Here is a 23,725-nt window from a genome sequence, read left to right on the forward strand (position 1 = left end):
TTCCAGATCGGCTTCGCGGGCCAGCGTTTCTAGCATGTCGTCCAGTACGCCCATCTCGATCCAGCGATAATAGCGCCGCTTCACGCTGCGGTAATCGCCCAGCCGTTCCGGCAGGTCACGCCAGCGCCCGCCCGAGCGCGCCATCCACAACAGTGCGTCGAGGAACTTGCGATTATCGGTGCGTGGGCCGCGCTTGCCTTTGGTGCCGCCCGGCACCAAGCTCTTGATCCGTTCCCACTGGTCATCCCGAAGTGCGTCACAGTCCATCGCCGATCTCCCAAAATCAGCGTTGAATCTGATTTGCAACCGGATGGGAATCCCAAAACCTTAAATCGTCACCACAACCTAGTACAGCTGCTTCAGAGAAGAGCTCCCTCCGGGTCTTTCCGTTATCAAATTTGTTCGGGAAGCCGTACAATATTCAACGACCGGGAAACGGTCATTGCGGCTTCATTACTGAACATAACGAGCCCATGGCCATAATCCTCATTCCTACCCCCCAAGGCCTTTGCAAAGGCTATGCTCGCAAGTCGAAGGACGATCAGGACTGGCATTACAGTGCGATACTCTTGAGCGGGCAACCGGCTTCATCAGCTTCTCGACCGCTACGTGAAAGCAGATAGTGATCGTTCCACGCAAAACCGGGAACGCCTCACTCGTATGCGTTAGGACCACAAGGAAGCTGAAGCTGCAATTACCCGCCTGCTGATCCTTGTCGAGAAGGGGCTCATGGATCCAGCTGATCCCAGTATAGGGGAGCGGCTGATTGCACTGAAGCTGCGCCGGGATGAACTTGCCTCTGAGATCAGTACCCTACAGCGCCATATCGCTGATGGTGCTCCGATCATCACGCCGCAAAAGATTGAGAAACTTTCTTCCCTACTGCGTCATAAGCTCAACAGTGGCTCACCCGAACTCAAGCAGGCTTATGCCCGTCTGGTCATGACCGAGGTTGTCGTGCAGGATAAGGAAATCCGTATCAGAGGCTCACGCAGGGTGCTGACAAAAGCTGCAACACAAGGATTGAAAACCAATCCACCCAAAATTCTCTCTTTTGTTCGGGAGTGGTACGCCCAAGGGGAATCGAACCCCTGTTTCCGCCGTGAAAGGGCGGCGTCCTGACCGCTAGACGATGGGCGCACTCAGTGATGAGCCGCTATATAGTTGGGTTGTTTGAAACGAGCAAGCCATCAATGACGACTTATCGAGATTTTTTTATCAAACACCCTTTTTTACCATTGGGTTGAGATTGTTTTTATCCCGTCAAACATTCATGTGCAGAGATAAGTAGTTGATTTATCTTGTAAATAATGGATTTAATTAAAAAGATGCTGTCGGAGCCTGCGCCTGCGACTGGGGAAAACTGTTTTTCTGCCAAACTATTTGCGGCGGCGGCAGCGCCAGTTCCAGTCGCGCTCCGGCCCAACGTCCACATGAACCGAATCGGTATGGCAATAGGTGCCGACACCGCCGCGACCCGGCATGGAGCGCAGATAGGTGGCCAGTTCCCATTTGCTAACGCCCGGAACCTGTATGTCGGCTGCGGCACAATACATGTGCAGGGAATTTTTGGCGCCGCGAGCCCGCTGGTTGCGGCTGGGGTCACGATAACCGGATGTGACAACCAGCTTTTTGCCATAGTGGTTTTCAATTGTTTTGAGCACCCGCACCAGTGACGGCTTGAGGCATGCAACATCAACACTTTCAGTCTGCGTGAGCAGGCCGTTGGGCGCAAGGCGCGCAAGACCCGCAGCCGAAGCGACCTGATAGGAACCTGAGCCCTCATCCTCATTGAGGTCGATGTCGCTATCGTCATCAAGACCGGATTTGCGCTTGATCTCAAAAAGCGCATCCTGGCGAACACCCGGCAGTGCATTGCCGCTAAAATTGCTCTGGCTGATATGTGTTGAAGCCAGAGCCGGTTTCTTTGCTTGTGCCGAAGCCAGTGTGATGACCGGTTTTGCCTCTGCTTTTACGGGCTGGCGGGCAGGTCGGGCTTGAGCCTTTGTGGTATTTGATGCCGCGCCGCCACTAAATAATCCGGCAAGAAAGCCTTTTTTCTTCGGTGCTTGCGGTTGGGCGACCGGTTCAATGGCTGCAACTTGATGCTGAACGGGTTGTGGTGGTGTTGGCTCGGCTGTTTGCGCAGTTGCGCTCTGGATTGCGTCGGGGTTTGTTTGTGGGATTGGCACAATTGTCTGCTGGCTTGCCTGCTGGTTTGCTTGCTGGTTTTCTGGCAATTGTGCAACAGCCTGTTCCAGAAGTGCTGCTTGCGCCTGCAAGGTGCTTTCTGCTTCACCATTGGCCGCAGCCAAGGCCGCCAGCGATGAGCCGGGTTTGGCTACCGGCATATAGGCAACCTGATCGGGCAGGGCGGTATCGCCCTCGATAGTCATCAATTGCTGAGCTTCACCGGCAATAAAAATTTCTGATTCGGAACCGGAAGATGCGTCAGCCGTTACAGTTGATGAAAACTCGGTGGAGTTATACCCAGGCATGGCAAGGGAGAGTGCGGGGTCACTGGTCGATGAGCAGGATGCCAGCAGCACAGACAAGAGCGCTGCTGTAACAATCCGGTATTGCCCTTTTGCGAGGTGCGATCCAGTTGATTTCAAATCCAAATTCCCTTGCATTCCGTTCGGTCGCACCGATGCGGGCCCAGGTTCTGGCCCCATTCGGGTATTGTCATTTCAGCATTGATCCGACCGTGTCTCCGGTTCGCAAACGAAACCACTGTGTCAAAACGGCAACCCTGCTGTGAATTCGGCGACTATCGACAGAATAAGATTACCAGATGGTTGACGCAGCCATTTCACCTGCTTTGGCGGCGGCGTCAATTCACCAGACATTACACAGTGTTACACAATTATCCGCACATAGGCGCCCGGAGCATCATCCAGCGGTTGAGTTTTTTGGCCCGGCTTGCGGGCCGCAACGCGCTTATTGTCTTGAGATTTGATCCATTTTTGCCAATGCGGCCACCAGGAACCCGGCGTTTCCTTGGCTTTTTCCACCCATTGGTCGAAATCTCCCACGGGCTTGTTTCCGGTCCAGTACTGATATTTTCCAGATTGGGGCGGGTTGATCACGCCAGCAATATGGCCTGAACCGGACATCACATATTCAACGTCGCCGCCGAAAAACTGGCAGCCGGTAAAGACAGATAAAGCAGGGGCGATGTGATCCTGCTTTGCGGCCAGCATATAGATTGGCACTTTGATGTCGGCCAGTGACAAGGTGCGTCCGGCCAGTTGCATCTGTGCGCGCGCCAGATTGTTCTCCAGATAGCAGTTGCGCAGATAAAAAGAATGATTTGCAGCCGTCATGCGCGTGGAATCGGAATTCCAGTAAAGTAGATCGAACGGCATGGGGTCTTTGCCGCGCATATAATTATTGACCACATAAGGCCAGATCAGGTCATTGGAGCGCAGCATGTTGAAAGCTGTCGCCATGCGCGAGCCTTCCAGATAGCCCTTGTCCTGCATGGCGGCTTCAAGCGCCTGAATCTGGTCTTCATCGACAAATACTTTTAGATCGCCTGCATATGTAAAATCGACCTGTGCAGCAAAGAAGGTGGCGCTGCATATACGCTCGTCGCCTTCTTGCGCCATCAGCGCCAGGGCTGAGGCAAGCAAGGTGCCGCCAACGCAATAGCCAATGGCGTTTACCCTGGTTTCGCCGGTCGCCTTTTCAATTGTATCAAGCCCGAATTGCAAACCTTCTCTTATGTAGGCCTCCCAGCCCTTTGTTGCGTGGCGCTCGTCAGGGTTGACCCATGAAATGACGAAAACCGTATGGCCTTGTGCGGTGGCCCAGCGAATGAAGGATTTTTCGGGGTTGAGGTCGAGAATATAGAATTTGTTGATCCATGGCGGGCAGATCAGCAAAGGGCGTTTGAGCACTTTTTGCGTTGACGGGGCATATTGAATGATTTCGGCCATATCGCTGCGGCCCACCACCTTGCCGGGACTGATGGCAATATTTTCACCGATGGCAAATTGCGTGTCATCGACCTGTCGCAGTTTCAATTCGCCCTTGCCAGCCGCAATGTCTTGCGCCAGCATCTTCATGCCACGCACCAGATTGTCGCCATGCGCAGCCATGGTTTCACGAAGCAGTTCGGGATTGGTGAAGAGAAAATTGGACGGCGACAGGGCTGCCGACACCTGTTTTACATAAAACTCGGCTTTTTGCCTTGTGTGCTCGTCCAGTCCTTGTGTCTGCTCGACCAGATCGGCTGCCCATTTTGAGGTGACCAGATAGGTCTGTTTGAGGAGGTCGAAAAAAGCATTGCGCTCCCATTCGGGGTCTTGAAAGCGCTTGTCCTTGCGTTGCGACTTGATGGCCTCTTCAGGCTGATCGCTATCCATGGGGGTGTTGAGGCGCTGAATGGCGCGCATCCATATGTCCATATAGCTGCCAAGAAGGCGTGTTTGCGCTTCAAGTGTGCGTTGCGGGTCAGACAGCCAGTATTGCGAGAGCTGGGAGAAGGTTTTGACCATATCGGCCATGGGTTCAGCCATATGATGGCGTGCTTGTCCCCCCTCACGCGGCTCTATCCAGGCAGAGGCGGCCTTGCCCGCCTGCTCGATCATGCGCGCTATGTTGAGGGCAAAAAGATCAGGGTCCTTCACCAGATATTGTTCAATAGAGGACGGGGTGTCATTTTCGCCTTTGCCTTGGCCCGTATTTTCGGACATGGTTTGCGCAATCTCTCCTGTCTTTGTGGCTGCCATGGTAACATGCAGGTAAAAAAGGTCTAACAGGGTCTATCCCGGATTATACGGATTTAAGATGACAGCCGATATCGAAAAAGCACCGATAAAGACGATACGATTTTCGTTTGTTCTTGCAACACTGGCAGCACTGGCTGTTGTGTCGGGTTGTGCTGCCTCGTCATCGGTTCAAACGCAGTCAGCATCTCGATATAGCTCACCAGGCAATCTCGTTGGCCCGCAAGACACCGGCCATTATCCCAACCTCAACATCCGGCCGGAAAAAGCCGCCGCACAGTTCACCGACGATGAAGCCAGGGCCAAGCTGGCCGCGCTGGAGGCACAGCGCAATGCCGCGCGCAATCCGGCTCGTGCCGCCTATGACAAAAATGAAGCGGCAGCTTTGCGCCGTCTTGGCTCCAGTCATGGCGCGCAGACGCTACGGCAGATTGAAGGTGGCTGTGATGTGGCTCTCGACCCCACCTGTAAATAGCGTTATACGGCGTCAGCCTGATCTGGCACTTTTTTCGTTTCTGGACCTGTTATGGAAGAATTTCACAAAGTTCGACGCCTTCCACCTTATGTATTTGAGCAGGTCAACCACCTGAAGGCGGCGGCACGAGCCCGCGGGGCCGATATTATCGATCTTGGTATGGGCAATCCCGATTTGCCAACGCCTGCTTCCATCGTTGACAAGCTGTGCGAGGTGGTTCGTGATCCACGCACTCACCGCTATTCAGCTTCGCGCGGCATTCCGGGATTGCGCAAGGCTCAGGCCAATTATTATGCGCGCCGCTTTGGTGTGAAACTTGACCCTGACACACAGGTGGTGGCAACACTCGGTTCCAAGGAAGGCTTTGCCAATATGGCGCAGGCCATTACGGCGCCGGGCGACGTGGTGCTTTGCCCTGATCCAACCTATCCTATCCATGCTTTCGGCTTCATCATGTCAGGCGGTGTCATCCGCTCCATGCAGGCTGAGCCTGATGAGAGTTTCATACGGGCGCTGGAGCGTGGTGTGCGCCATTCGATCCCCAAGCCGCTGGCGCTGATCCTCAATTATCCGTCCAACCCGACGGCGCTGGTCGCCTCACTTGATTTTTACAAGGATGTGGTCGCCTTCGCCAGGAAAAATGACCTGATCATCCTGTCTGATCTGGCCTATTCGGAAATCTATTTTGATGGCAACCCGCCACCTTCTGTCCTTGAAGTGCCGGGCGCGATGGATTGCACGGTTGAATTTACCTCCATGTCAAAGACATTTTCCATGCCGGGCTGGCGCATGGGGTTTGCAGTTGGCAATGAGCGCCTGATTGCGGCTTTGACACGGGTAAAATCCTATCTTGATTATGGGGCTTTTACCCCCATTCAGGTGGCGGCCTCTGCGGCATTGAATGGCGATGGCGCCGATATTATCGAAGTGCGCGAGACCTATCACAAGCGCCGTGATGTGATGGTTGATGCTTTTGCCCGTGCAGGCTGGGCTGTTCCGGCGCCTGCCGCCTCAATGTTTGCCTGGGCCCCGATACCCGAACAGTTTCGTCATCTGGGTTCGCTGGAGTTTTCCAAGCTTTTGATTGAACATGCCGATGTGGCTGTTGCGCCAGGTGTTGGCTTTGGTGAACATGGCGATGAGTTTGTGCGTATTGCACTGGTTGAAAATGAGCACCGCATTCGGCAGGCGGCGCGCAATATCAAGCGCTTTTTTGCCTCGAATGGGGCACAATCTGGAGATGTGGTTCCGCTCAGGGCTTGAAAGCCTCGCGGCCTTTATCCGCATTATCCTGTTTTATCAGAAAGGGCAGGGCCGTTCATGGCTGAAGCATTGCGCATAGGAATAGCAGGACTTGGCACTGTCGGGGCCTCGGTTGCACGGGTTCTGGCACAAAAATCTGCTGAACTTGCGCGCCAATGCGGTCGTGAGATTGTTGTGAGCGCTGTTTCTGCGCGTGATGCGACCCGCGACCGCGGTGTTGATTTGTCGGCTGCACAATGGTTTTCCGATCCGCTGGATCTGGCAAAAAACGCTGACATTGATGTGTTTGTTGAACTGATCGGTGGTGAGGAAGGTCCGGCCCGCGAGAGCGTGATGGCTGCCCTGCAAGCCGGACGTCATGTGGTGACTGCCAATAAGGCGCTGCTGGCGCGTCATGGCGTTGAACTGGCGCAAGCTGCCGAAGACAAGGGCATTTTACTGAATTATGAAGCGGCCGTTGCCGGTGGCATTCCTGTCATCAAGACCATGCGTGAGGCCATGGCCGGCAATACGGTCAACCGTATTTTCGGTATCTTGAATGGCACCTGCAACTATATTCTCACCCGTATGGAAGCTGAGGGGCTGTCTTTTGAGGATTGCCTGAAAGATGCCCAGCGGCTGGGCTATGCCGAGGCTGACCCGACCTTTGACATTGAGGGCAATGATACGGCGCACAAGCTGTCTATTCTCACCAGCCTTGCCTTTGGCACCCGCATTGCCGCCGATGACATTTATCTGGAAGGCATTTCCAATATTACACAGGCCGATATTCGTGCGGCTGGTGAACTGGGCTATCGCATCAAGCTGCTAGGGGTTGCGGTGCGTACTGAAAATGGCATTGAACAGCGCGTGCACCCGACAATGGTGCCGACCTCATCTGTCATTGCACAGGTGCACGGCGTGACCAATGCGGTTGCCATTGAGACCGATATTCTGGGGGAATTGCTGCTTTCCGGCCCCGGGGCCGGGGGCAATGCAACAGCTTCTGCGGTGATTGGCGACATTGCCGATATTGCCAAAAGCCAACCCGGTTTCCAGCATGGGCCGGTTTTCGGGCGACCGGTAAAGGAACTGCATCCCTATCAGAAAGCGCGGATGCGTGTTCATAGCGGTGGCTATTTCATCCGGTTGACGGTTCATGACCGGGTTGGTGTATTCGCCGCAATTGCCAATCGTATGGCTCAAAATGAAATTTCACTGGAATCCATTGTCCAGCACGCCAATGGCGCCAATCCTGAAACGCAAAAGACCGTCATTCTTGTGACCCATGAAACGACTGAAACAGCGGTGCGTCAGGCCGTTGCAGGGATCATGGATGATGGACATATGGTGGATAAGCCACAGGTTATCCGTATTGAGCGGGCCGGGTAATTTATCTTTCAATCGATTGATATTGTTAGTTTATTGAAGGAAGACACGGCGGGGCTTGCCGTTGTCGTGCGGCTTTGGCAGAACGAAAATGAAATGTCATGCCGGTGCGTGGCATTGCGAAACATCATGCATGAGCGTGACATAAGGGATTGAGCAGGATCATGAGTGTGGCAGAAAAGATTGGTGCGGGCCTTGATCGGGTTCTGTCCATGGAATTGGTGCGTGTGACCGAGCGCGCGGCGGTGGCAGCAGCGCGCCTGCGCGGGCGCGGCGATGAAAAAGCTGCCGATCAGGTTGCCGTGGATGCCATGCGCACCGAACTGAATCGTCTGACGATCAAGGGAACGGTCGTCATCGGCGAGGGCGAGCGCGATGAAGCGCCCATGCTCTATATTGGCGAGGAAGTTGGCGATGGCCATGGGCCGGAGGTTGATATTGCGCTTGACCCGCTTGAGGGCACCACCATTTGCGCCAAGAACCTGCCCAATGCGCTTGCCGTTGTGGCGCTGGCGACAAAAGGCAGCCTGCTGAACGCACCTGACGTTTATATGGACAAGATTGCCATTGGTCCGGGCTATGCCGATGATGTGATTGATATTGATGCTACGCCTGCACAAAATATTGAGCGGCTGGCCAAAGCCAAGGGCGTTGATGTTTCTCAGATTACCGCCTGTATTCTGGACCGTCCGCGCCATGCAGCGCTTATTGAAGCCGTGCGTGGCACGGGTGCTGCCATCCGCCTGATCGGTGATGGTGATGTGGCAGGCGTTATTCACACCACCGACCCGGACGAGACCGGCATTGATATTTATATGGGCATTGGCGGTGCGCCTGAAGGTGTTCTGGCTGCAGCCGCACTGCGCTGCATTGGTGGCCAGATTCAAGGACGCCTGATTCTTGATACGCCAGAAAAGCGGGAGCGAGCAGCGCGCATGGGTGTCAGTGACCCTGACAGGGTGTATCACGCCCATGAAATGGCGCGTGGTGATGTGTTGTTTGCCGCCACCGGCGTGACCGATGGCAATATGCTGTCCGGCGTGAAATTCAGCCATAATTCCATTACAACACATACGATCGTGCTGCGCTCATCCTCGCGCACGGTGCGCGAAATCAAGGCGCGCCATCAGGACATGGACAAGTTCTGATTTCGATGCTGAACTTGTCGGCTAGAGCATTTCTTGTTTTCATGGAAAGGGATGAAATGCTCTAATCTCTTGTTTTAGCCGCATTTCTGCGACGCCAGACGATTCCGTCTGACTGCAAATGCTCTAGAGCATCGGACCAAAAAGTGGAATCGGTTTTTGGATGATTCCGATGTTCATTCAAAGAGTTAGAGCGTCCTTTGTACGTCCGACAGGACGCACGGCGCTCTAATTGCCCATGGCATGTCGAATATGCAGGTGACAATGGCCGACAAACGTCTTTTTCTTGATGTGAGGCGCTCTGCAACGGGTGTTTTCTGGGAGCACAGGCTCTCGGAGCGTCAGGATATGGCCGCGCTGGCGATTGCGCAGGGCCATGGCGTGCCCGATATTGTGGCGCGTGTGCTGGCCGGGCGCGGCGTGCAGGCGCTAGACGCTGAACGGTTTCTCGACCCGACCATCCGCGATCTTTTGCCCAACCCTGCCTTGCTGACCGATATGGAAAGGGCGGCAAAGCGCATTGCCGATGCGGTGCAGAATAAAGAAAAAGTGGCGATTTTTGGCGATTATGATGTTGACGGGGCAGCCTCGTCCGCCCTGCTCAAGCGCTTCCTCAATCATTTCGACATTGAATCTGAAATCTATATTCCCGACCGTATTTTTGAAGGTTACGGGCCCAATCCTGACGCTATGCGTGAGCTTGTGGGGCGTGGCGCCTCTTTGATCGTCACCGTTGATTGCGGGGCCAATTCGGCTGAATCCATTGCTGCTGCAAAAGAAGCGGGCGCAGATGTGGTGGTGCTTGATCATCATCAGATTGGTGGGCAATTGCCTGCCGATACGCCAGTCGTCAACCCAAATCGCGAAGATGATTTGTCAGGGCAGGGGCATTTATGTGCAGCTGGCGTGGTGTTTCTGGCGCTTGTGCAAACAGCCAAATTGTTGCGCGCAAGCCTGCCCGATATACGCCAGCCTGATCTGCTTGCCCTGCTTGATCTGGTGGGGCTGGCAACCGTTTGTGATGTGGTGCCGCTTACTGGCGTTAACCGCGCCTTTGTGGTCAAGGGGCTGCAAGTGGCGCGCAGCCAGTCCAATGTCGGACTGGCGGCGCTGGCGAAAATTTCCCGTATTGGCGAGCCGCTTCAGGCTTTTCATCTGGGGTTTTTGATCGGTCCGCGTATCAATGCCGGTGGCCGTATCGGGGATGCGGCACTGGGCAGCCGATTACTGGTGACGGATGATCCGGACGAGGCGCAGACAATTGCCAAAACGCTGGATCGGCTCAATCAGGAGCGCCAGGCGATGGAAGCCGCCATGCTGGCGCAAGCGCGGGCGGAAGCAGATGTAGAACTTGCCAGTGGCAATGGGCCCGCAGTGCTGGTGACGGCGAATCCGGCCTGGCATCCGGGTGTTGTCGGCCTTCTGGCGTCGCGGCTGAAAGATCATGCGCGTCGCCCGGCTTTTGCCATCGCCTTCAAGGCAAACGGCATGGGAAGCGGCTCTGGCCGCTCCGTTCCGGGTTTTGACCTTGGCCGTATGGTGCGCAAAGCCGTGGAGGCAGGCTTGCTGGTCAAAGGTGGCGGCCACGCCATGGCGGCAGGTATTACGGTTGAAAAAGAAAAGCTGGGTGCTTTGCGCGCTTTCTTTGAAGACTATGCGGCTGAAGACGTGTTTCGGCTTCAGGAGGGCGAAAGTCTGCTGATTGATGGTGCGCTGGCGGCAGAAGGTGTGACATTGCAATTGCTGGACAGGCTGGAACAGGCCGGGCCTTATGGCACCGGCCATGTTGCGCCGGTTTTTGTGCTGCCGCGCCACCATCTTGCCGATGTGCGGCAGGTGGGAGCCAGTCATCTCCGGGTTAATTTGCGCTCAGAAAGTGGTGGCCGCTTGCAAGGTATCGCCTTTCGCGCCGTTGATACGGTGCTTGGCGACTTTTTGTTCAAAAGCCGTGGCGCGACCATTCATCTTGCCGGTTCGCTATCGTCGAACTATTGGAACGGCAATCGCAGCGCCCAGTTCAGGATTATGGATGCCGCTGTCGCCTGATCTTAAAGCGTGTCGCAATCTTTCAGATTCACGCGACCCGCTTTAAGCCTTTGTTTTTACGTATGTCTTTATCCCGAAACTAGTTCCCAGTTCGGGAGACAGGCTTTAGATCAGTCCGGCTTTTGATAGACGGTGCTTGCATCAAAGCGCGGCACAGATCCATCTCCGGTGACGACAGCCTTGCCATCTGAAACGCCCACTGTCCGGTAAAAACAGGAGCGCCTGCCGGTGTGGCAGGTTGCATCATGGCCTGCAACCTTGACCCGCAACCAGACTGCATCCTGATCGCAATCGGTGCGCAATTCGACCACCTGTTGCAGATTGCCGGATGTCTCGCCCTTCTTCCAGAGCGATTTGCGTGAGCGTGACCAGTAATGGGCAATGCCGGTTTCCAGCGTCAGCGCCAGCGCCTGCGCATTCATATGCGCAACCATCAGCAGTTGATTGTCTGCCGCATCGGTCACGACAGCGGTGATCAGGCCGTTGGCGTCGAAACGCGGCGTGAAAGCGCTGTCTTCCTGTTCAAGGGCAGTCTTTTGAGTCGGGGCAGGGGCAAAGGTCAGCGCCATCGGGCTGCTCTTTCTTTGAAATGATGAAAAATGCGGTGTTCATCCCATGCGCATCATGGACATGAAGCGCACCTGTTCTTGCGCATTATCCTTGAAAGTGCCGGTGAATGTGGAGGTTAATGTGGTTGACCCCTGTTTGCGGATACCGCGCATGGCCATGCACATATGTTCCGCCTCGATCACCACAGCCACGCCACGGGGGTTGAGCACATCCTGAATGACATTGGCAATCTGGGCTGTCATGGCTTCCTGCGTCTGAAGCCGGTGGGCAAAAATATCGACCACACGCGCAATTTTTGACAGGCCAACCACCTTGTTGTCCGGCAGATAGCCGATATGGGCCTTGCCAATGATTGGCACCATGTGATGTTCGCAATGCGAATGAAACTGGATGTCGCGCACCAAAACCAGATCATTATAGCCAGCAACTTCTTCAAAGGTGCGGCCAAGTTCCTCGGCGGGGCATTGATCATAGCCGGAAAACATTTCCCGATAGGCTTTGGCGACGCGCCGGGGTGTATCAAGCAGCCCCTCGCGGTCCGGATCATCGCCCGTCCAGCGCAGCAAAATGTTTACGGCTGCTTCGACTTCCTGCTGGCTGGGTCTGTTTGTGACGGGCTTGTCCATATAGGCGGCAGGGGCAGGCATGATATTTTTGATAATGGCGTCCATAAAGGCGTCTCCCGTAGTTCCCCTCAAAGGAGGAACGAGTTGAACGGACCACGACCTGATACGGGATCGCCTGACGGGCCCGAATGTGGCGTGACTGGTTTTGTTTACGACTGTGTTAAGTGCACAAGCAACTTGCTGTTCGTTGAACCTGGTCGTTATATATGGACTGAAAGCCGCGATTGAAAGTGTACAAGCGACAATCTGCGTCCATATGACGGCGAGGAGCCGTAAAATCATGATCGATGACGTTTATAACAAGAAAATCCTGGGTTTTGCCGGAAATATCGAACGGATCGGGCGTTTAAAAAAACCTGATGCCACGGCCAAAGTGCATTCCAAGCTTTGCGGCTCAACGATTGCGGTCGATCTTTCCATGCAGGACGGAATCGTTACCGATTATGCGCATGACGTAAAAGCCTGTGCGCTTGGTCAGGCATCGTCATCCATCATGGCGCGTGTCATCATTGGTGCAAATGCACAGGAATTGCGCGATGTGCGTGAAACCATGCTGAAAATGCTGACGCAAAACGGCGCCCCGCCGCAGGGCCGCTTTGAGGATCTGAAATATCTGGAGCCGGTGCGCGACTACAAGGCCCGCCATGCCTCCACCATGCTGGTGTTTGATGCAGTTGTCGATTGCATCGACCAGATCGAGAAGGCCGGGCAGACCGCGTGATTTTTTAGAGCATCGGACCAAAAAGTGGAATCGGTTTTTGGATAATTCCGATGCTCATTCAAAGAGTTAGAGCGTCCTTTGTGCGTCCGACAGGACGCACGGCGCTCTAATTGCTGTCGCTGGCCAGCATGTCACGCACCATGGGAATAACGCGCGTGCCGTAAAGCTCAATCGAGCGCATCATTTTTTCATGTTCCATCGGACCTGAGGAATATTTCAGATCAAAGCGCGAAATGCCCAGCGCCTTTGCCGTTGCTGCAATCTTTTTGGCGACGGTTTCAGGCGAGCCGACATAAAGCGAGCCCATATCTGCCTCGGAATTGAAGGCGCTGATCGACACAGGTCCCCAGCCGCGCTCGCTGCCAATGCGGTCATGCATTTTCTTGTAGCTTGGCCATAACTCCTCGCGTGCCTGTTCGTCGGTTTCGGAAATATGGCCGGGCGAATGCACGCCGATGGGAAGGCTGGGGGCCTTCAACTGCTCCAGCGCATCACGATAAAGGTCTGCAAAGGGACGAAAGCGCTTGGGATCACCGCCAATGATGGCCAGCATCAGCGGCAATTGATAGCGGGCTGCACGGATGACCGATTCGGGGCTGCCGCCAACGCCAATCCATGTCTTGAGGGTACCGTTTTCAAGTGGCGGATAGACGCTTTGATTGTTGAGTGGCGGACGGATCGTGCCTTGCCAGCTTACCGGTTCATTCTTGATCAGCTTTGCAAACAGGTCGAGCTTTTCAGAAAACAGCGTTTCGTAATCTGAAAGAGAAAACCCGAAAAGAGGAAAGGATTCCGTGAAGGAACCGCGTCCGAGAATGACCTCGGCCCGGCCGCTGGAAATCGCATCCACGGTGGAAAAGCGCTGAAAGACGCGGATCGGATCGTCTGAACTGAGCACGGTGACAGCCGAACCCAGCCGGATGCGCTGAGTGCGCGCGGCAATGCCTGCCAGCACCACTTCAGGGGCCGAAACAGCAAAATCATCACGATGATGTTCGCCAACGCCGATAAAGTCGATCCCGGTCTGGTCGGCCAGAACGGCCTGATCAATCAGATTACGGATCACCTGCGCCTGTGGCAGAAACTGGCCATCGCTATCAAAGGTGACATCACCAAATGTATCCAGTCCAAGTTCCAGTCTGTCAGTCATGGCGGGCCTCCTGCATGGTGGGGCTAAAAATCAAGTTGCGCCGTAAATAGAGCGAGACACCTTCTCATTCAAATGGATGAAGTAAGACTCATTGTTCACTTATTCTTGACGATGCCAGCCACTGATATTGTATTATGGGAAAAGCCGACGCATCTGTAATCTGACAGGCAGGTGATAAAAGTTCAGACAGATGGCGCATCCTCATTCACATAAGCAAGGCCGCAACTGGCAAGGGCCGTGGCGCAAAACGCCCGGACGGCTGCTTGGCATAGCATTGGTGCGGCTTTATCAGCTTACTTTGTCCGGTTTTATCGGCAATAGCTGCCGTCATCTGCCCACCTGTTCTGAATATGCCTATGAGGCGATTGCCCGCCACGGGCTATGGGCAGGCGGTTGGCTGGGGCTGTTTCGTTTTCTGCGCTGCGGGCCTGGTGGCACACAGGGCATCGATAATGTGCCGGAGGTTTTGCTCACGCACTTGCGCTGGTTTTTGCCATGGCGCTATGCGCAGGCAGGAGTAAAGCGCCGCGATTGGGCACCCTGAAGGTGAAGACAGCTTTACGACTGTGCTTTTACCGCTTATGAGGGCACCTGTTGCCGCACATGTCCGGCACATAACCCACCCGCGCTCGTTTGCGGGACTGGATTTTTAGGAGAAGACCTTTGACGAACTTAGTTTCCCTGACATTCCCCGATGGTTCCGCGCGCGACTACGACGCTGCGATGACCGGTTTGCAACTGGCGCAATCGATATCAAAATCGCTGGCCAAAAAAGCTGTCGCCTATGTGCATGACGGCGATTTGCGCGATCTTTCCGAGCCGCTGGGTGTTTCGGCAAAAGTTGAGATCGTCACCCGTGATGATCCGCGCGCCCTGGAACTGATCCGTCATGATACGGCTCACGTGCTGGCTGAAGCCGTGCAGGAATTATGGCCGGGAACGCAGGTCACCATCGGCCCGGTGATCGAAAACGGGTTTTATTACGATTTTGCCCGCGACGAGCCGTTCACGCCCGATGATTTTCCGGCAATTGAGAAGAAAATGCGCGAAATCATTCAGCGCAACAAGCCTTTCACCAGAGAAATCTGGTCACGCGACAAGGCCAAACAGGTGTTTGCCGACAAGGGCGAGGCCTATAAGGTCGAACTGGTTGAGGCAATCCCTGAAGATCAGGACCTTAAAATCTATTATCAGGGTGACTGGTTCGATCTGTGCCGTGGCCCGCATATGGCTTCAACCGGCCAGATCGGCAATGCTTTCAAGCTGATGAAGGTGGCGGGTGCTTATTGGCGCGGTGACAGCAACAATCCGATGCTGACGCGTATTTACGGCACGGCATGGGCCAATCAGGAGCAGCTTGATCAGTATCTGCATATGCTGGAAGAGGCTGAAAAGCGCGACCACCGCCGCCTTGGGCGTGAAATGGACCTGTTCCACTTTCAGGAAGAAGGGCCGGGTGTTATCTTCTGGCATGCCAAGGGCTGGAAAATGTTCCAGAACCTTGTCTCCTATATGCGCCGCCGCCTTGGTGACGACTATCAGGAGGTCAACGCACCGCAGATTCTTGACAAGGGCCTGTGGGAGACATCTGGTCACTGGGGCTGGTATCAGGAAAACATGTTTGCGGTGAAATCGGCTCATGCCTTCATGAACCCGGACGACCCGGAAGCCGATCAGCGCATTTTTGCGCTAAAGCCGATGAACTGCCCCGGTCACGTTCAGATCTTCAAGCATGGCTTGAAGTCTTACCGGGATCTGCCGATCCGGCTTGCCGAATTTGGCAATGTGCACCGCTATGAAGCCTCTGGCGCGCTGCATGGCCTGATGCGGGTGCGTGCCTTTACGCAAGATGATGCGCATGTCTTTTGCACCGAGGATCAGCTTGAGGCCGAAATTCTCAAGATCAATGATTTGATGATGTCGGTCTATAAGGATTTCGGTTTTGAGGAAGTGCTGGTCAAGCTTGCCACGCGGCCGGAAAAGCGCGTCGGCACCGATGCAGCATGGGACCATGCCGAAGACATTTTGCGACGCGCACTTTCCCGCATGGCGCGCGAAGACAACCGTATCAAGATCGGTATCAATGAAGGAGAGGGCACGTTTTACGGGCCGAAATTTGAATATACGCTGAAAGATGCCATTGGCCGTGAATGGCAATGCGGCACCACGCAGGTCGATTTCAATCTGCCGGAGCGTTTCGGAGCGTTTTATATTGGCGCAGATTCGGAAAAGAAGCAACCGGTAATGATCCACCGCGCCATTTGCGGGTCGCTGGAGCGGTTTTTGGGCATTCTCATTGAAAGCCATGCCGGCCAGATGCCGCTCTGGTTTTCGCCCTTGCAGGTGGTGGTGGCAACGATTACTTCCGATGCCGACGATTATGTGAAGCAGGTTGTGGCCAGGCTGAAAGCTGCCGGCCTTTCAGCGGAAGCTGATTTGCGCAATGAGAAGATCAATTACAAGGTGCGTGAGCACAGCCTTGCCAAAGTGCCGGTCATTCTTGTTTGCGGTCGGCGTGAGGCAGAAGAAGGTTCGGTCAATATGCGCCGTCTTGGCTCCCGCGATCAGCAGGCAATGACGCTGGATGAAGCGGTGAATGCGTTGGTGGATGAGGCAACGCCGCCTGACATCAAACGCGCTCGTGCAGGCTGATTTTTTCATCCTCAATGGCGGCATAAATCCTGCCGCCATTGAGGATGCATGAGAATCAGGCAGCTATGGCAAGCTGTGCGCGGGTCTTGCCGATCATCAATGCGGCCTCTGCTGCTTCGCGGCCTTTCTGTACAAAATGTTCAGAAAAAATGCGCTTGTGGTGCTCTGTTTCCTGAAAATTATGAGGGGTGAGCGACACGGAAAGCACTGGAATATCGCTGTCCATTCCAGCGCGCATCAGCCCGTCAACCACAGCCTGCGCCACAAAATCATGCCGGTAGATGCCGCCATCCACCACAAGAGCCGCCGCTGCAATGGCTGCGTAACGGCCGGAGCGGGCAAGGTCGCGGGCAAGCAATGGCATTTCAAAGGCGCCTGGAACATCAAATATATCGACCTGTTCGGCTGGAATGAGTTGCGTAAACCCTTCCAGGGCACGGTTGACAATATCTGCGTGCCAATTGGCCTTGATGAAGGCATAACGGGGAGATTGCGAGCCGGCAGATTTGGGGTGAACTTGTGTCAAAATGATCTCCTTTCAGTAACAGACACGTCACCCAAGGCGATCACATGAAGGCTTTCAGCCCAGAAGCTGATTGTGCCTGCATGTCCTCTTTCATCCGGACTGTGACCGTCGGCTCAGGCATCTCACCTGATCTGCTGACCTTTGTCTTTAAGCTCTTGTTTTAGCTGCATTCGTGCTTGCACAAAATGCTATAGACAAAGCGCTCGCGGGCTTGCGGACAAGCATGAAACCATGCTTTGAAACCGCATACCGCCGGTGGGGAATTTCACCCCGCCCTGAGAACAATGCGGTTTTGTCATGCAATGGCCGGAAGTGCAAGCCGGTAAAATTATACGGTTAGAGCATCGGACCAAAAAGTGGAATCGGTTTTTGGATAATTCCGATGCTCATTCAAAGAGTTAGAGCGTCCTTTGTGCGTCCGACAGGACGCACGGCGCTCTAGTCAATCGATTCTGGATCGAGTGCGGCAGCCTCGGAGGCGATAACCTCGATTTCGCGATTCAAGCCCGGCTCGATCGTAAAATCCATCTGGTAAATGCGTTCGCGGTTCTTGGCGATGGCTGTGTATTGGCCATCGGCCAGCACCATCGGCGCAAAGGCCCCGACGCTTTCCTTCACGGGCTCGCCTGCCTCGTTGATGACGGACCAGGAGGTGTCGGCGATGGCTTCGCCGCCGGATTCACGCACCAGCTTGAGCGTGATTTCGGCAGCATGGTGCTCCACGGTCGCCTCGGTCAGTTTGGCGGCCTCGACACGGATGTCGGAGCGGATAACGGCATTGACCGACCCATAGGTTGAGACAATATGATAGATGCCAGAGCGCAGCCGCACGACCGTGTTGGGCTGGACATCAGGCAGAATCAGGGCGCGGTCGCTGTCATCTTCGCTGCCGCCTTCATAGATGGCAAAGCGCAGCTTGTCAGGCGGAATGCGTCCGCCATCGGCGGCAATGGCGTCGAGTTTCAGGCCGCCCGCATTGAGTACGAAATTTTCACGTTGTGGTTCGCGCCCAACCGAAATGCGTTTGGTGGCACCAGCACGTCCGTAAGACGCATGGACAAGATAGCTGCCGGGTTCCAGCTCAAAGACCGAGGTTCCGCCTTGCGCAGACGCCACCAGCGGTAATTTGCCTTGCGAATCCGTCTCTGGTTTGAAGATGCGCCAGATCATGCCGCGCGCTACCTCTTCGCCCTCTTCAACCAGTTGTGCGCTTAAAGTGACGCTGCTGGCGTTACGTGATGCAAGCGGGCGGATGTCGTGTGGTGGGGCGTAATTGGAAATTCCGGGAAGTTCAAGCGTATCCAACCCGTCGCTGTCTTGCGCAACTGCGGGCATGTTGAGTGCTGCACATGAAAACATGCACAAAAAGACCGGAAAAAAATGGCGCGCCGCAATCATCATGATGTGTCTTGAATCCTATGGTCGCGGCAATTTCAAGGCTTGTTTTTCTTTCAACGCAAAATGCTCTAAACATTTGTTTTAGAGCGCCGTGCGTCCTGTCGGACGCACAAAGGACGCTCTAACTCTTTGAATGAGCATCGGAATCATCCAAAAACCGATTCCACTTTTTGGTCCGATGCTCTAGACGCATTTGTGCGGTCTTGGATGGTACCATCTGATTGCCAAATGCTCTATAAGCACGATAGCTTCATTCTGGTGTTGTCGGACAGCAAAAAATATCTTGTTTTGTTTGACATTTGTTCTTTAGAGGAGAGTTTGTGATGAACCCGACCTTGGATTTTCTGCTGTCCAGAGCTTCCGTGCCGATCAAGGATTTGCAGGCTCCGGGGCCGGATGATGCAGAAATTGCACAAATCATTGCTGCTGCCAGCCGTGTGCCCGATCATGGCAGGCTGGCTCCCTGGCGCTTTATCCTCTATCGCGGTCAGGCGCGTAAAGAGGTTGGGCATAAATTGGCGGCGTTGGCACAGGAACGTGACGGTCCCTTGCCGGAAGGCCGCTACAATCAGGAACTGACCCGCTTTTCGCGCGCGCCGCTGGTGATCGGTGTTGTCTCCACGCCCAAGGAGCATCCAAGAATCCCGGATTGGGAAAAATTTCTGTCGGGTGGCATGGCGGCCATGAACCTCATCATTGCCGCAAATGCGCTGGGCTATCGCAGCAGCATGATCACCAACTGGTATTCCGATGTGCCGGAAGGACGAGAAATTCTGGGGCTTGCACCAGAAGAACGCGTTGTCGGCTTTGTGCATATCGGGTCTTATGAGGGCGAAAGCCCACAGCGTCCGCGTCCTGATCCGGCAACGCTTTATACCGATTATTCTGGCCCCTGGCAGGGTTAGCTTTTTACGTCTTTGCCAAAGACGGCATTGATGATGGGGATTTGTGCCGGGTGGATTGCCAGTTTGGCGCTAAAACCATCACGCCTTGCCTTGATGCAGTCTGCTTCAAGCCCTTCCAGATCATGCCAGTCGGGATAGGCCGCATCAATTGCGGCAATACCGGCATTTGATGCAGCCAGTAAAATTGTGGTGCGGGCAAGATGCGCAACATCCGTATAATGTCCGCTTGCATCATATATTGACTGTGCGTTAATGGCCCGCGCTAGATTTTCAGCCCCCCAGGCCAGACCGGTCAGGCGGGCGCTGGCTCCCGCATAGCTTGCCCCGGAAAGAAGTGCGGCTGGCGTTTCACTTGCCATGGCGATGATGGCAATGGCGCCATCGGGCAGACCATGTTGGGCTTCCTGCACCCGCAATTTTGTTGAAAGCTGTTGTATGTCAGCGCCTCCGCTTGCTTTGGGCAGCAGGATGCCATCTGGCCGCGCAGCTATAAAATCTGCCAGATCAGCATCGGTCAGGCCGCTGTCCAGTTCATGAACGCGGATATAGAGTTGCGGCCCGCCATTTTGCGGCCGCCGGGCAAGACAATCGACCGGAGCATCTGTATCCACAATCACTAGATCGGCATTACAGGTAAAAGCCTCGTCCAGATTTTCTTTGAAAGCACCGGAAACAAGCAGCAGCGAGCGCATCATGAGGGGCATTTTAAGTCTCCCATTTTCTATTTGCCTGTTTTGATAGGGGATGGCTGCATATCCGGCAAGTTCTGCGCCAACAGTCAAACATGGTGAACGTTTTATTAAGTCATCGCCTGTAGCGTCAACTTAAAGCGGGGGCTTGGCACGTGATCGTTGTTTCGCATTTTTTAAAATGGGTTGGCACAGCAAAAGTGTCGGAACGGGCTGCGGCTGTTGCGGCGCTGGCCAATGCCTATGTGCAGCACAATCTGGCCTTTGAGGAGCGTTGTGCTGCCGAAGCGGCCATGACGCTGCTGCTTGATGATCCCTCCCCAAGAGTGCGTCAGGCCTTGGCTGAAGCGCTGTCCATGAGCCATCATGCGCCTGCGCAAATTATTGCTGCGCTGGCATGTGATCAGCCGGAAGTGGCGGCCCTTGTCATTGCCCGCTCGCCTTTGCTGGGTGATGCCGATCTCATCGATCGTGTGGCCCTGGCTTGTGTGGCCACGCAAATATTGATTGCGGAGCGTCCAGTTGTGTCCATGCCGGTTTCTGCCGCAATTGCGGAAATCGGTGAGGTGGAGGCCTGCGTGGCGCTGTTGGAAAACAGCGATGCGCAGATTGCTTCATTAAGCTTCCGGCGCATGACAGAGCGCTTTGGCCATTTGGCGACTATGCGTGAAGCCCTGAGTGCCGACCCGCGCCTGCCTGCCGATTGCCGCCATATGCTCCTGATCAAACTGGGTGAGACGCTGAAAGGCTCGCCGCTGGTGCAGGCTTTGATGGGAACAGATCGCGCTGAACGCCTGTTGCACGATGCCTGTACAAAAGCCTCACTGACCCTGATTGAGGCCACACAGGCAGATGAACATGCTGCACTGGCTGAACATTTGCGTTTGCGCAGTGACCTGACCGCTTCATTTCTTGTGCGCATGGTTGCCCATGGCAAGATTGATTTCTTTGGCAGTGCGCTGGTGGTGTTAACGCGCCGCAATGAAAGTCGTGTGGCCTCGCTCTTGGCTTGCGGCAATGATGTGGCGCTGCGCGCATTGCTTGCCAGTGCGGGGCTGGCTGCCTCCACACACAAAGTTATTCTGGCTGCATTGAAAATCTGGCGTGAGGTGGCCAAAGGCAAGTGCCTGGCGGGTGTTCAGGAAGTCAGTTGGCAGATGCTGCAAGAGCTTGGCGGACAGGGCGCGCAAGGCGAACTGGCTCTACTGATCAAATCCATTCACCTTGAGGCGCTGCGTGAAAATGCACGCGGTCACGCGCTTTCCATCGTGGCTGCGTAACCACAGATATGGCTGGATCAAATATCGAGCGTATCGGCTTCAGCAAATTCTGCACGCTCGGTAATGAAGCGGAAGCGGGCTTCAGGCCGGGTTCCCATCAAGGCATCGACCGTATCACGGGTGGCGCTGTCCTCATCCAGCACATCGACGCGCAAAAGCGTGCGCTTTTTCGGGTCCATGGTGGTTTCTTTCAACTGGTGGGCCATCATCTCGCCAAGGCCCTTGAAGCGCCCGATTTCAATCTTGCCGCGCCCGGTAAACTGGGTTTGCAGCAATTCATCCTTGTGGGCATCGTCGCGCGCATAGGCAATTTTGCCACCCTGACGGATTGAATATAGCGGTGGCACGGCCAGATAAAGATGACCATCACGGATCAGTTGCGGCATTTCCTGATAGAAGAACGTAATCAGCAATGATGCAATATGGGCGCCGTCAACATCGGCGTCGGTCATGATGATGACGCGGTCGTAGCGCAAATCCTGATCGCGATATTTTGAGCGGGTGCCGCAGCCAAGCGCTTGCGTGAGATCCGAAATCGTCTGGTTGGCGGCAAGTTTGTCATGTCCGGCACTGGCGACATTGAGGATTTTGCCGCGTAAAGGCAGGACCGCCTGTGTGGCGCGGTCGCGCGCCTGCTTGGCCGAGCCGCCAGCCGAATCGCCTTCGACGATAAACAGTTCCGCACCTGCTGCTGCATTTTGCGTGCAATCGGCCAGTTTGCCGGGCAGGCGCAATTTGCGCACTGCACTTTTGCGCGACACTTCCTTTTCCTGGCGACGGCGCACACGCTCATCGGCACGCTGGATCACCCAGTCCAGAAGTTTAGTGGCTTCCTGCGGATTGGCGGCCAGCCAGTGATCGAACGGATCACGCAGCGCGCTTTCCACAATGCGCACGGCCTCGACAGTGGCGAGCCTGTCCTTGGTCTGGCCGACAAATTCGGGTTCGCGGATGAAAACCGACAACATGCCTGCGGCTGAAATCATCACATCATCAGAGGTAATGACGGAAGCGCGCTTGTTGTTGGTCAGTTCGGCATAGGCGCGCAGGCCCCGCAAAAGCACATTGCGAAAACCTGCTTCATGGGTCCCACCTTCGCCGGTGGGAATGGTGTTGCAGTAGGAATGGACAAAGCCATCGCCGCCATACCAGGTGACCGCCCATTCAATCGAGCCATGACCGCCTTGCCGCTCGGATTTTCCGGCAAAAATTTCCCGGGTAACCTGAAAATCATCATTCAGGGAGGCTGCCAGATAATCTTTTAGGCCCCCCGGATAGTGAAATTCGGCTCTGGCTGGCGTGTTGTCTTTTTCGGCGATCAGTTGCGGATCGCAATTCCAGCGAATCTGAACCCCGCCAAACAGATAGGCTTTGGAGCGCGCCATCTTGTAGAGACGGGCAGGGTCGAATTTCACCGATTTGCCGAAAATCTGTTCATCCGGCCTGAAGCTGATTTTCGTGCCGCGCCTGTTATGGATGTCGCCCAGATGCTCCAGTTCACCCAGCGGCTTGCCGCGTGAAAAACGCTGGCGGTAGAGCTTGCGTCCGCGCGCAATCTCGACCTCCATTTCTTCAGACAGCGCATTGACCACGGAGACACCGACACCGTGCAGCCCGCCCGAGGTTTCATAGACCTTGGAGTCAAACTTGCCGCCTGAATGCAGTGTGGTCATGATGACTTCAACGGCTGGCCGCTTGAATTTCGGGTGCATGTCCACGGGAATGCCGCGCCCATTGTCGGTAACGCTCAAAAACCCGTCAGCGCTCAACTCCACCTCGATGAAGGTGGCGTGACCGGCAACGGCCTCATCCATCGAATTGTCGATGACTTCGGCAAACAGATGATGCAGCGCTTTTTCATCGGTGCCGCCAATATACATGCCCGGGCGACGGCGCACCGGCTCCAGCCCTTCCAGAACCTCAATATCGGCCGCGCTGTAACTTTCGCCAAAGTCTTTTGGCGCAGGTGCCGCGGCCGCACTTGTCTTGCGTGCTGCCGCCACAAGCGGATCGACCGGGCGCGAAGGCGCGCGCACCGGTTGTGGCTTGTCGTCGATGCGGGCAAAAAGATCGTTGCTGTCGTCCATGCGGGTCCACAAGTGGAAAGAATACGAATCGATACCAAGTCTGCCACGATTTTCAATCAGGCGCGACCAAAGTTCCGGTTCTGTTCAGGTT

Annotated in this window: 20 protein-coding genes, 1 tRNA gene and 1 riboswitch; of the genes, 10 read left to right on the top strand and 11 right to left on the bottom strand. The window is 55.0% G+C overall.

The annotated features are described in order from the left end of the window. The 4 genes from ACFPLB_RS12980 to ACFPLB_RS12995 all read right to left on the bottom strand — a co-directional run. A partial coding sequence (locus tag ACFPLB_RS12980) for a transposase (protein WP_378230280.1) occupies nucleotides 1–267 on the bottom strand: 267 nt, incomplete at its 3' end. Nucleotides 268–1,065: 798 nt separating this feature from the next. Then, a tRNA-Glu gene (locus tag ACFPLB_RS12985) sits at nucleotides 1,066–1,140 on the bottom strand. A gap of 239 nt (nucleotides 1,141–1,379) precedes the next feature. Then, nucleotides 1,380–2,555, bottom strand: a complete 1,176-nt coding sequence (locus ACFPLB_RS12990; RefSeq protein ID WP_378230282.1) for a D-Ala-D-Ala carboxypeptidase family metallohydrolase — start codon at nucleotides 2,553–2,555, stop codon at nucleotides 1,380–1,382. 303 nt (nucleotides 2,556–2,858) lie between these two features. Then, the gene (locus ACFPLB_RS12995; protein ID WP_378230284.1) at nucleotides 2,859–4,700 is read right to left on the bottom strand and encodes a PHA/PHB synthase family protein; all 1,842 of its coding nucleotides are present in this window, start codon (nucleotides 4,698–4,700) and stop codon (nucleotides 2,859–2,861) included. 94 nt (nucleotides 4,701–4,794) lie between these two features. Between ACFPLB_RS12995 and ACFPLB_RS13000 the strand changes: the two genes are divergently transcribed. The 5 genes from ACFPLB_RS13000 to recJ all read left to right on the top strand — a co-directional run bounded on the left by ACFPLB_RS13000 (nucleotide 4,795) and on the right by recJ (nucleotide 11,030). Next, nucleotides 4,795–5,208 carry a hypothetical protein gene (locus ACFPLB_RS13000; protein WP_378230286.1) on the top strand — a complete coding sequence of 138 codons (414 nt, stop codon included), beginning with the start codon at nucleotides 4,795–4,797 and terminating at the stop codon, nucleotides 5,206–5,208. Between the two features lie 51 nt (nucleotides 5,209–5,259). Continuing rightward, on the top strand, nucleotides 5,260–6,471 hold the full coding sequence (locus tag ACFPLB_RS13005; RefSeq protein WP_378230288.1) for an LL-diaminopimelate aminotransferase: 1,212 nt from the start codon (nucleotides 5,260–5,262) through the stop codon (nucleotides 6,469–6,471). A 57-nt stretch (nucleotides 6,472–6,528) separates the two neighbouring features. Beyond that, on the top strand, nucleotides 6,529–7,842 hold the full coding sequence (locus ACFPLB_RS13010) for a homoserine dehydrogenase (protein WP_378230290.1): 1,314 nt from the start codon (nucleotides 6,529–6,531) through the stop codon (nucleotides 7,840–7,842). A gap of 161 nt (nucleotides 7,843–8,003) precedes the next feature. Continuing rightward, the gene (glpX, locus tag ACFPLB_RS13015; protein ID WP_378230292.1) at nucleotides 8,004–8,987 is read left to right on the top strand and encodes a class II fructose-bisphosphatase; all 984 of its coding nucleotides are present in this window, start codon (nucleotides 8,004–8,006) and stop codon (nucleotides 8,985–8,987) included. Nucleotides 8,988–9,248: 261 nt separating this feature from the next. Further along, entirely contained in the window at nucleotides 9,249–11,030 is a 1,782-nt protein-coding gene (recJ, locus tag ACFPLB_RS13020; RefSeq protein ID WP_378230294.1) for a single-stranded-DNA-specific exonuclease RecJ, read from the top strand. 110 nt (nucleotides 11,031–11,140) lie between these two features. Here the strand turns inward: recJ and hisI are convergent, their stop codons facing one another. Further along, the gene (gene hisI, locus ACFPLB_RS13025; RefSeq protein ID WP_378230296.1) at nucleotides 11,141–11,599 is read right to left on the bottom strand and encodes a phosphoribosyl-AMP cyclohydrolase; all 459 of its coding nucleotides are present in this window, start codon (nucleotides 11,597–11,599) and stop codon (nucleotides 11,141–11,143) included. Nucleotides 11,600–11,638: 39 nt separating this feature from the next. Then, a complete protein-coding gene (folE, locus tag ACFPLB_RS13030; protein ID WP_378230298.1) occupies nucleotides 11,639–12,271 on the bottom strand; it encodes a GTP cyclohydrolase I FolE in 633 nt (210 codons plus the stop codon). Between the two features lie 235 nt (nucleotides 12,272–12,506). Between folE and ACFPLB_RS13035 the strand changes: the two genes are divergently transcribed. Further along, nucleotides 12,507–12,947: an iron-sulfur cluster assembly scaffold protein gene (locus tag ACFPLB_RS13035; RefSeq protein ID WP_378230299.1), complete on the top strand. Its 441-nt coding sequence runs from the start codon at nucleotides 12,507–12,509 to the stop codon at nucleotides 12,945–12,947. Between the two features lie 106 nt (nucleotides 12,948–13,053). Here the strand turns inward: ACFPLB_RS13035 and ACFPLB_RS13040 are convergent, their stop codons facing one another. After that, on the bottom strand, nucleotides 13,054–14,097 hold the full coding sequence (locus ACFPLB_RS13040) for an LLM class flavin-dependent oxidoreductase (protein WP_378230301.1): 1,044 nt from the start codon (nucleotides 14,095–14,097) through the stop codon (nucleotides 13,054–13,056). Between the two features lie 190 nt (nucleotides 14,098–14,287). On the opposite strand from ACFPLB_RS13040, the gene yidD reads away from it, so the two are divergent. Both yidD and thrS read left to right on the top strand, forming a co-directional pair. Then, entirely contained in the window at nucleotides 14,288–14,641 is a 354-nt protein-coding gene (gene yidD / locus ACFPLB_RS13045) for a membrane protein insertion efficiency factor YidD (RefSeq protein ID WP_378230303.1), read from the top strand. A gap of 119 nt (nucleotides 14,642–14,760) precedes the next feature. Then, entirely contained in the window at nucleotides 14,761–16,749 is a 1,989-nt protein-coding gene (gene thrS / locus ACFPLB_RS13050) for a threonine--tRNA ligase (RefSeq protein ID WP_378230305.1), read from the top strand. 55 nt (nucleotides 16,750–16,804) lie between these two features. Here the strand turns inward: thrS and ACFPLB_RS13055 are convergent, their stop codons facing one another. Together ACFPLB_RS13055 and ACFPLB_RS13060 are read right to left on the bottom strand one after the other, a co-directional pair. Further along, entirely contained in the window at nucleotides 16,805–17,275 is a 471-nt protein-coding gene (locus tag ACFPLB_RS13055; protein WP_378230307.1) for a 6,7-dimethyl-8-ribityllumazine synthase, read from the bottom strand. Between the two features lie 78 nt (nucleotides 17,276–17,353). After that, a riboswitch (FMN riboswitch) is annotated at nucleotides 17,354–17,562 on the bottom strand. A 151-nt stretch (nucleotides 17,563–17,713) separates the two neighbouring features. After that, nucleotides 17,714–18,610 (bottom strand): hypothetical protein, encoded by an 897-nt coding sequence (locus tag ACFPLB_RS13060; RefSeq protein ID WP_378230309.1) that lies wholly within the window; start codon nucleotides 18,608–18,610, stop codon nucleotides 17,714–17,716. Nucleotides 18,611–18,996: 386 nt separating this feature from the next. On the opposite strand from ACFPLB_RS13060, the gene ACFPLB_RS13065 reads away from it, so the two are divergent. After that, a complete protein-coding gene (locus ACFPLB_RS13065) occupies nucleotides 18,997–19,578 on the top strand; it encodes a nitroreductase family protein (RefSeq protein WP_378230312.1) in 582 nt (193 codons plus the stop codon). On the opposite strand, the gene ACFPLB_RS13070 is transcribed toward ACFPLB_RS13065, so the two are convergent. Next, nucleotides 19,575–20,282, bottom strand: a complete 708-nt coding sequence (locus tag ACFPLB_RS13070) for an HpcH/HpaI aldolase/citrate lyase family protein (RefSeq protein WP_378230313.1) — start codon at nucleotides 20,280–20,282, stop codon at nucleotides 19,575–19,577. The two genes, ACFPLB_RS13065 and ACFPLB_RS13070, sit on opposite strands and share 4 nt — an antisense overlap. Nucleotides 20,283–20,425: 143 nt before the next feature. Here ACFPLB_RS13070 and ACFPLB_RS13075 point away from each other — a divergent pair, with 143 nt between their 5' ends. After that, a complete protein-coding gene (locus tag ACFPLB_RS13075) occupies nucleotides 20,426–21,547 on the top strand; it encodes a DUF2336 domain-containing protein (RefSeq protein ID WP_378230346.1) in 1,122 nt (373 codons plus the stop codon). A gap of 17 nt (nucleotides 21,548–21,564) precedes the next feature. Here ACFPLB_RS13075 and parE read toward each other — a convergent pair whose 3' ends face one another. Next, nucleotides 21,565–23,634, bottom strand: a complete 2,070-nt coding sequence (gene parE / locus ACFPLB_RS13080; RefSeq protein WP_378230315.1) for a DNA topoisomerase IV subunit B — start codon at nucleotides 23,632–23,634, stop codon at nucleotides 21,565–21,567. Nucleotides 23,635–23,725: the final 91 nt, after the last annotated feature.

The organism is Aquamicrobium segne (assembly GCF_042656785.1).
Classification (GTDB): Bacteria; Pseudomonadota; Alphaproteobacteria; order Rhizobiales; family Rhizobiaceae; genus Mesorhizobium; species Mesorhizobium segne.